The sequence below is a fragment of the Polaromonas sp. P1_G1 genome, from assembly GCF_056405595.1.
On record NZ_JBFUBU010000013.1, the window covers coordinates 82846 to 91817 of the forward strand.

Below are 8972 nucleotides of genomic sequence, written 5' to 3' on the forward strand. Positions count from 1 at the left end.
GAAACCCCCATACGATTTGACTAAAAAATGGAGACAACCATGAAGACTTCCCTCTCGTCCACCCTTCGCCGCAGCCTGCTGGCCGCCGCCTCCGCCACCTTGCTGATGGGCGCGCTGCTGCCCGCCGCCCAGGCCCAGAACAAGATGGTGCTGCGCGTTTCAACGCCCGCGGTACCCGACGACTGGCATGCCAAGATGTGGACGGTCTTCAAGGACAATCTTGAAAAAAGCGCGCCCGGCGAATTCGATGTGCAGATCAACCTGAACGCCTCACTGTTCAAGCAGGGCACCGAACCCGCCGCCATGGCGCGCGGCAACCTCGAACTCTCCTCCATCTCGGCCTTCGACATCGCCAAGCTGGTGCCCGAGTTCTCGATCTTCACCGCCGGCTATATCGTGCGCGACCCCGACCACCAACAGAAGGTGTTTTCCGGCCCCATAGGCACCGAGATGTTCAAGACCGTGGCGGAGAAGATGGACGTCACCCCGCTGTCCACCGTCTACCTCGGCACGCGCCAGGTCAACCTGCGCGAGGCCCGCAACGTCAAGGTGCCGGCCGACCTCAAGGGCGTGAAGCTGCGCATGCCCGGCTCCAAGGAGTGGCTGTTCCTCGGCGAGGCGCKGGGCGCCACGCCCACGCCGCTGGCTTTCGGCGAGGTCTACCTGGGCCTGAAGACCGGCACCATCGACGGCCAGGACAACCCCCTGCCTTCGGTGCGTGCCGCCAAGTTCTACGAGGTGACCAAACAGATCGTCATGACCAGCCACCTSGTGGAYGGCATCTTCATCGCGATCTCCAACAAGGCCTGGAACACCATGAGCCCGGCGCAAAAGACCAAGGTCACGGCCGCGGCGCATGCYGCGGCCGCCTTCAACAATGAAAACCGCATCAAGGAAGAAGGCCAGCTGGTCGACTTCTTCAAGAAGGAAGGCCTGCAGGTCACCACACCCGACGTGGACGCCTTCCGCAAGACCGTGCAGGCGACCTACCTGAACTCCGATTACGCCAAGGTCTGGCCCAAGGGCCTGCTCGAGCGCATCAACGCGACCAAGTAAATCCCGCGGCAAGCACCACAACTTCCCATGAAAAGCTGGCCCCAGAAAGCCGCCAATGTGATTGGCGGCGGACTCTTCCTGACCCTGTTCATCGTCTTCGTGATCCAGATCACGGCGCGCTTTTTCTTCAGCAAGCCTCTGGCCTGGACCGATGAAGCCGCGGTGATTCTCTATGTCTGGGTCATCCTGTGGGCCGCCGCCGTGGTCGTGCCCGAACGTGAGCACGTGGTGTTCGACCTGGTCTGGAACAGCGTGCCTTACCGCGCGCGCCAGGCCATGGCCATCGTCGGCAACCTGCTGGTCGGAGGCCTGGCGGCCTGGGGCATCCCGGGCTGCTGGGACTACGTGCATTTCATGGCCCGCGAGGGAACGCCCGTGCTGGGCATGTCCTTCCAGTGGGTCTTCATGCCTTTTGTGCTGCTGCTCGCCGCCCTGGCGCTGCGCTCGGCCTGGGCGATCTGGAACGCGATCCGCGGCAAGGGTCTTGAGGCGGAATTGCGCATATGACACACAGTATCTGGGTATTGGTTGGGGTGCTGGCGGGCGGCATGCTGCTGCGCATGCCCATCGGGTTTTCGATGATCGCGGCCGGCATAGGCTACCTTGTGGCCAAGGGCCAGGACGTGGGCCTGGTGGCCGAGCAGATCGGCAACGGCCTCTACAACAGCTACGTGCTGCTGGCCGTGCCGCTGTTCGTGTTCGCCGCCAACATCATGAACGCGGGCACGGTCAGCGAGCGCATTTTCGACTTCTGCCGCATCCTGGTGGGCCGCATGCGCGGCGGGCTGGCGCAGGTCGACATCCTGGTCAGCGTGATCTTCTCGGGCATGAGCGGCAGCGCGATTGCCGACGCGGCCGGCCCCGGGCTGGTCACGATTCGCCAGATGCTCAAGAAGCCCGAATACACACGCGGCTTTGCCGGCGCCGTGGTGGTGGCCAGCGCCACGCTGGGCCCCATCATCCCGCCCTCGATCCCCATGGTGATCTACGCGCTGGTTTCCGGCGCCTCGGTGGGCGCGCTGTTCCTGGGCGGCGTGGTGCCGGGCTTTTTGATGGCCGGGCTCATGATGGGCGTGGTCGCCATCATCGCCAAGAAGCGCAACATGCCGCGCGACGAGCCCGTGCCGCGTTCCGAGTGGGCCGGCCTGATCTTCCGCGGCGCCCTGCCGCTGTCCATGCCCATCGTGCTGCTGGGCGGCATTTATTCGGGCATCTTCACGCCGACCGAGGCCGCCGCCGTGGCCGCCCTGCACGCGCTCATCCTCGCGGCCCTGGTGTTCCGGGCCCTGACATGGCGCAGCTTCTGGGGCGTGGTGATGGAATCCACGCGCGCCAGCGCCGTGATCACCATGATCCTGGCCGGCTCCTTCATGCTCAACTACGCCTTCACCGCCGAAGGCGTGCCGCAGTCCATGGCCCTGTGGGTCGACAGCATGCATTTTTCGCAGATCGGCTTTCTGCTGATGGTGAACGTGATGTTCCTGGTGCTGGGCTGTTTCCTCGACGTCTCGGTGCTGCTGCTGGTCTTTGTGCCCATGCTGCTGCCCGCGGCCAAGCTGCTGGGCGTGGACCTGGTGCACTTCGGCGTGCTGGTGGTGCTCAACATGATGATCGGGCTGATCCACCCGCCCTTCGGCATGCTGCTGTTCGTGACCAAGGCGCTCACCGGCATTCCCATCGGCGAAATGATGAAGGAAGGCTGGCCCTTCCTGGTGATGTTGCTGCTGCTCTTGCTGGCCATGACCTGCTTCCCCCAAATTGTTCTGTGGCTACCCCAGACCATGGGCTACGGAGCCAAGTAAATGACAACCAAGGCCGCGGAAGCCGCCGACGTTGTCTGCGTCGCGAGCTGGAACGCCGACCTGATCTCCAAGGWGGCGCGACCCCTCGCCCGCGGCGAGACGCTGATGGYCTCCGCCTTCAGCATCAGCCCGGGCGGCAAGGGCAGCAATGCCGCGGTGGCCGCCGCGCGCCAGGGCGCGCGCGTGGCGCTGATCGCCCGCATCGGCGACGACGACTTCGGCCGCATGGGCATGGAGCTCTGGCAGGCCGAGGGTATCGCCACCCAACACGTCGAGCAGGTCGCCGGCGAGCGCAGCGGCGTCGCGCAAATCCTGGTCTATGAGGACGGCGACAACAGCATCGCCGTCTACCCCGGCGCCGGCACCGGCCTGGGCGCGCGCCACGCGCAGGCCGCGGCCGCGCTGCTGGCCGGCTGCCGTGTGGTGATGGCCTCCTGCGAAGTGCCGGCCGAGGCCACGCTGCAAGCCTTTCGCCTGGCCCGCGCGGCCGGCGCCCTGACCCTGCTCAATCCCGCGCCCGCGCGCCCGCTCAGCGACGAGCTGCTCGCGCTGGTGGACGTGCTGACGCCCAACGAGAGCGAACTCTATTTGCTGGCCGGCGAGGCGCATGCCGGCTCGGCCGACCAAGCCGCCGCGCGCCTGCTTAGCCGCGGCGCCCGTGCCGTGCTGGTCACGCTGGGCGCGGCCGGCTGCCGCCTCTACCAGGCGGGGCAAGCGCCGCATTCGATACCGGGCCGCCCCATGGCCGTGCGCGACACCATAGGCGCGGGCGACACCTTCACCGGCGCGCTCGCCGCCGCGCTGGCACGCGGCGAAGCCCTGCCTGACGCCATGCAATGGGCCAATACGGCGGCGGCGCTCTCCGTGACGCGGCACGGCGCTATCGACGGCATCCCGCGCCACGCCGAAGTCGCGGCGCTATCAAAACAGTAGCCCGCAAAACCGCCCCGGCGTAACGCCCGCCGCGGTGTAGGCCGGGCGCCGCTTTACCGTACGTTTACCGGCCTCTTTCGGGCCGTATACCTGCGCCCACGGGCTTGCAGTGATAATTCCTGAGCGCTGTTTGAACAGGCCCCCAGGGCTTGGCACCAACAGCGGCCAAGACCCCATCAAACACAAAAAAATGCTGCCTCCACCTCTCCTGGTGGGCGCGGCGGGCACCCAAGGACAGCCGATGGACCCGAAAGCCGAAACGCCGCAGCCCGGCGCCGAAACCCCAGCCCGCAAACGCATCAGCCGCCGCGCGTCCATCATCGGCAGCATCATTGCCCTGGTCGCCCTCGCCGGCATAGGCTGGCTGGCCTGGCACCTGACCCACCCCTCCGCCGACGCCGCCGCGGGCGGCTTTATGGGCGGCAGGCGCGGCGCGCCGGCCACCACGGTCGGTGTGGCCACCGCCGAGCGGGCCAACATCCCCATCGTCCTGGACGCCCTGGGCACCGTCACCCCGCAGGCCACCGTCAGGGTCAGGCCGCAGGTTACGGGCGTGATGGAAAAAGTCCTCTTCAAGGAAGGCCAGATGGTCAAGGCCGGCGAACTGCTGGCGACCATAGACCCGCGCCAGTTTGAAATGGCGCTGATGCAGGCCAGCGGCCAGCGCCAGCGCGACGAAGCCCAGCTCGACAGCGCGCGCGTGCAGCTGCAGCGCTTCAAGACCCTGCTGGAACAGGACTCCATCGCCCGCCAGGAGGTCGACACCCAGGCCGCGCTGGTCAAGCAGCTCGAAGGCACGGTCGTCGTCGACAAGGCCAACGAAGGCGCGGCCCGCCTCAACCTCGGCTACACCCGCGTGGTCGCGCCGGTGAGCGGCCGCGTCGGCCTGCGCACCGTGGACATCGGCAACGTGGTGAGCAACGGCGACGCCAACGGCATCGCCCTGATCACCCAGATCACGCCCATCGACGTGGTCTTCGCGATCCCGCAGGACCAGGTCGGCGAACTGCAGCAGAACGCCGCCAAAGGCGTCGCCATGCAGGTCACCGCGCTCGACAGGACGCGCGCCGTCACGCTGGACACCGGCAGCTTCGCCTCGCTGGACAACCAGGTCGACATCACCACCGGCACCGTGAAGGCCAAGGCCCGCTTCAACAACAGCCAGCTCAATCTCTATCCCAGCCAGTTCGTCAACGTGCGCCTGCAAGTGCGCACCATAGACAACGCCATCGTGGTGCCGGTGACGGCGCTGCGCATGGGCAGCAGCGGCGACTATGTCTATGTGGTGAACGAGAAGGAACGCACCGTGTCGCTGCGCCCCGTCAAGCGCGGCCAGGCCACTGTCGACAAGGTCGTGATCGCCTCCGGCCTGGAAGCCGGCGAGCGCGTCATCACCGAAGGCGCCGACCGCCTCAAGGACGGCGCGTCCATCGTATTGCCCGGCGATGCGCCCGCGGGTGGCGCGCGCGGCCCCGGCGGCGGCAAGCGCCAACGCGGCGCGGCCTCCGCGCCGGGCGCCGGGTCTTCCGCACCGGCAGCTTCCGCACCTGCGGCAGGCGCCTCCGCCCCGGCTGCAACTGCAGCAACCGCCAGCGAAGGCCCCACCGCCGAGCAGCGCAAGCGCATGCTGGACCAGGTCAAGGACGACCCGGCGGCCCTGGAGCGCCGCCAGCGCTTCCTCGCGGCCCTGGACGCCGGAGACCCCGCCGCGCTGGAGCGCTGGCGCAGCATGAGGGAGAAACGCCAGGGCGGCGAACGGCAATGACAGCTCGCCGCCAGGATTGCCAAGCATGAGCCGCCGGGCCGCCCCCAAGGTGAATAGCACCGCAGTGCGCAGCACGAAGGTAATCTTATGAGCCCCTCACGTCCCTTTATCCTGCGCCCGGTCGCCACCTCTTTGCTGATGGTGGCCATCGTGCTGGCCGGCCTGGTGGGCTTCAAGTTTTTGCCGCTGTCGGCCCTGCCCCAGGTCGACTACCCGACCATCCAGGTGCAGACGCTGTATCCCGGCGCCAGCCCCGAGGTCATGGCCCAGACCGTCACCGCGCCCCTGGAGCGCCAGTTCGGCCAGATGTCCGGCTTGCAGCGCCTGAGCTCCACCAGCGCGGCCGGCGTGTCCATCGTCACGCTGCAGTTCGGCCTGGGCATCACGCTGGACGTGGCCGAGCAGGAAGTGCAGGCCGCCATCAACGCCGGCGGCTCGCTGCTGCCCGCCGACCTGCCCGCGCCCCCGGTGTATGCCAAGGTCAACCCGGCCGACGCGCCGGTGCTGACGCTGGCCATCACCTCCGACACGCTGCCGCTCACCGAAGTTCAGAACATCGTCAACACGCGCCTGGCCCTCAAGATCAGCCAGGTCAACGGCGTGGGCCTGGTTTCGCTGAGCGGCGGGCAGCGCCCCGCCGTGCGCATACAGGCCGACACGCGCGCCCTCGCCTCCTACGGCCTGGGCCTGGATTCGCTGCGCACCGCCATCACCGCCGCCAATGCCAATGGCGCCAAGGGCAGCATTGACGGCCCCACGCGCTCCTATTCGATCAACTCCAACGACCAGCTGGTGGCAGCTAGCGACTACCAGCGCCTCATCATTGCCTACCGCAACGGCGGCGCCATCCGCGTGTCGGACGTGGCCCAGGTCGTCGACAGCGCCGAGAACATCAAGCTAGGCGCCTGGTCTGGCCTGAAGCCGGCCATCATCCTCAACGTGCAGCGCCAGCCCGGCGCCAACGTGATCGCCACGGTGGACGCCATCAAGGCGCGCCTGCCCGAGCTGCAGGCCGGCCTGCCCACCGCGCTCAAGGTCGACGTGCTGAGCGACCGCACCACCGGCATACGCGCTTCGGTGCTGCACGTCGAGATCGAACTGGTGCTGGCCGTGCTGCTGGTGGTGCTGGTGATTTTTGCGTTCCTGCACAGCCTGCGCGCCACCGTGATCGCCAGCCTGGCCGTGCCGATCTCGCTGATCGGCACCTGCGGCGCGATGTACCTGCTGGGCTACAGCCTGAACAACCTGAGCCTGATGGCGCTGACGATTGCCACCGGCTTCGTGGTCGACGATGCCATCGTGATGATCGAAAACATCTCGCGCTACATTGAGGAAGGCGAGGCGCCCATGGCCGCCGCGCTCAAGGGCGCAACGCAGATAGGCTTCACCATCATCTCGCTGACGGTGTCGCTGATCGCCGTGCTGATCCCGCTGCTCTTCATGGGCGACGTGGTGGGCCGGCTGTTCCGCGAATTCGCCGTCACGCTGGCTATCACCATCCTGATCTCCGCCGTGGTGTCGCTCACGCTGGTGCCCATGATGTCGGCCAGGTGGCTCACGCGCCACCCCGAAGGCGAGGTCGAAGGCGGCCGCTTCGGCCAGTCCATGCAGCGCTTTTTCGACAAGGTCATCCACCACTACGACCGCTGGCTGACCTGGGTTCTCAAGCGCCAGGGCCTCACACTGCTGGTGGCGCTGGCCACGCTGCTGCTCACGGTGCTGCTGTATGTGCTGATCCCCAAGGGCCTGTTCCCGACGCAGGACACCGGCCAGTTGCAGGCCCGCATCGAAACAGCACAGTCGGTGTCCTACGCCCGTATGGCCGGCCTGCAGCAGGCGGCCGCCAAGGCCATCCTCGAAGACCCCGACGTCGAAACGCTGAGCTCCTTCATCGGCGTGGACGCGGCCAACAACACCATGCTGCACACCGGCCGCATGCTGATCAACCTCAAATCCAGCCGCAGCGGAAGCCAGCAGGAGACCATGGACAGGCTCAAGGAGCGCGTCGGCAAGGTGGCCGGCGTGACGCTCTACCTGCAGCCGACGCAGGATTTGACCATCGACGCCGAGACCGGCCCCACACAGTTCCGCGTCTCGCTCGAAGGCTCCGACAACGCCACCGTGGTGCTCTGGGCCAACAAGCTCGCCGAGCGCATGCGGCAGCTGCCCGGCGTGCGCAACGTCGCCTCAGACGCCGGCTCCAGCGGCGCATCGGCGTATATCAACGTCGATCGCGACACCGCCTCGCGGCTGTCGGTCACCACGTCCTCGATCGACGACGCGCTCTACAGCGCCTTCGGCCAGCGCATCGTCTCCACCATCTTCACCGAGACCAACCAGTACCGCGTGATCCTCGAAGCCATGCCCGACCCGCTCGCCACGCCGGCGTCGCTGGGCGCGCTGCAGCTGAAAACCGGCTCCGGCAGCACCACGCCGCTCTCAGCCATTGCCAGCATCCGCGAGCAGCCCGCGCCGCTGCAGATAACCCGCGTTGCCCAGTACCCGGCCACGACGCTGGGCTTCGACACTGCGCCCGGCATGTCGCTGGGCCGTGCCGTCGACGAAATCCGCCAGGCCGCCAAAGACATCGCCCTGCCCGGCAGCGTGACCCTGAACTTCCTCGGCGCGGCCGGCGCCTACCAGGCCTCGCTGTCCAATCAGCTGTGGCTGATCCTCGCCGCCGTGATCTGCGTCTACATCGTGCTGGGCGTGCTGTACGAAAGCTACATCCACCCGCTGACCATCCTCTCCACCCTGCCCTCGGCCGGCGTCGGCGCCCTGCTCGCGCTCATGATCAGCGGCTCAGACCTCGGCGTGATCGGCATCATCGGCATCATTTTGTTGATAGGCATCGTGAAGAAAAACGCCATCATGATGATCGACTTCGCCATCGACGCCGAACGCAACGAAGGCAAGTCTCCGCAAGAGGCCATCCATCAGGCGGCCCTGCTGCGATTCCGGCCCATCCTGATGACCACGCTGGCGGCGCTGTTTGCTGCCGTTCCCTTGATGCTGGGGTTTGGTGAGGGGGCTGAGTTGCGGCAGCCGCTGGGCTTGTCGATTTTTGGCGGCTTGATCGTCAGCCAGATGCTTACGCTGTTTACGACGCCGGTTATTTATCTTGGGTTTGATCGATTGGGTAGGAGATTTGGGCGCAAGAAGGAGGTTCTTGCGTGAAAGCCTCTTTTTGCTTTCCAGCCGGGCGGTCTCTTCTGAGGTTTGCTGGCCGGGGTCGCCCGGCGGCGACTCACTTTTCTTTGCTTCGCCAAAGAAAAGTAAGCAAAAGAAAGGCGACCCGCAGTCTGGGTCCCTACGCTTCGCTACGGGCAACCTGCGGTGCTCGAGCCAAGCGGGGTCTGGCTAAACTCGCCTTCGGCTCAAACAACGCCAGCCCTGATCCGCTTGTCTCTGCGCTC

Annotated in this window: 6 protein-coding genes; all 6 read left to right on the forward strand. The window is 66.7% G+C overall.

Going from position 1 to position 8972, the window contains the following annotated elements:
- The first annotated feature begins 39 nt into the window (after nucleotides 1–39).
- Nucleotides 40–1056, forward strand: coding sequence for a sialic acid TRAP transporter substrate-binding protein SiaP (locus AC1D1Y_RS08730; protein ID WP_477681992.1), 1017 nt, complete (start codon nucleotides 40–42; stop codon nucleotides 1054–1056).
- A gap of 27 nt (nucleotides 1057–1083) precedes the next feature.
- A complete protein-coding gene (locus AC1D1Y_RS08735; RefSeq protein WP_477681993.1) occupies nucleotides 1084–1563 on the forward strand; it encodes a TRAP transporter small permease in 480 nt (159 codons plus the stop codon).
- Entirely contained in the window at nucleotides 1560–2858 is a 1299-nt protein-coding gene (locus tag AC1D1Y_RS08740; protein WP_477681994.1) for a TRAP transporter large permease, read from the forward strand. Before AC1D1Y_RS08735 ends, AC1D1Y_RS08740 begins: the two co-directional genes overlap by 4 nt.
- Nucleotides 2859–3791 carry a ribokinase gene (locus tag AC1D1Y_RS08745; RefSeq protein ID WP_477681995.1) on the forward strand — a complete coding sequence of 311 codons (933 nt, stop codon included), beginning with the start codon at nucleotides 2859–2861 and terminating at the stop codon, nucleotides 3789–3791.
- A 241-nt stretch (nucleotides 3792–4032) separates the two neighbouring features.
- Nucleotides 4033–5556, forward strand: a complete 1524-nt coding sequence (locus tag AC1D1Y_RS08750; RefSeq protein WP_477681996.1) for an efflux RND transporter periplasmic adaptor subunit — start codon at nucleotides 4033–4035, stop codon at nucleotides 5554–5556.
- An 87-nt stretch (nucleotides 5557–5643) separates the two neighbouring features.
- Nucleotides 5644–8733, forward strand: coding sequence for an efflux RND transporter permease subunit (locus tag AC1D1Y_RS08755; RefSeq protein ID WP_477681997.1), 3090 nt, complete (start codon nucleotides 5644–5646; stop codon nucleotides 8731–8733).
- Nucleotides 8734–8972 lie beyond the last annotated feature (239 nt).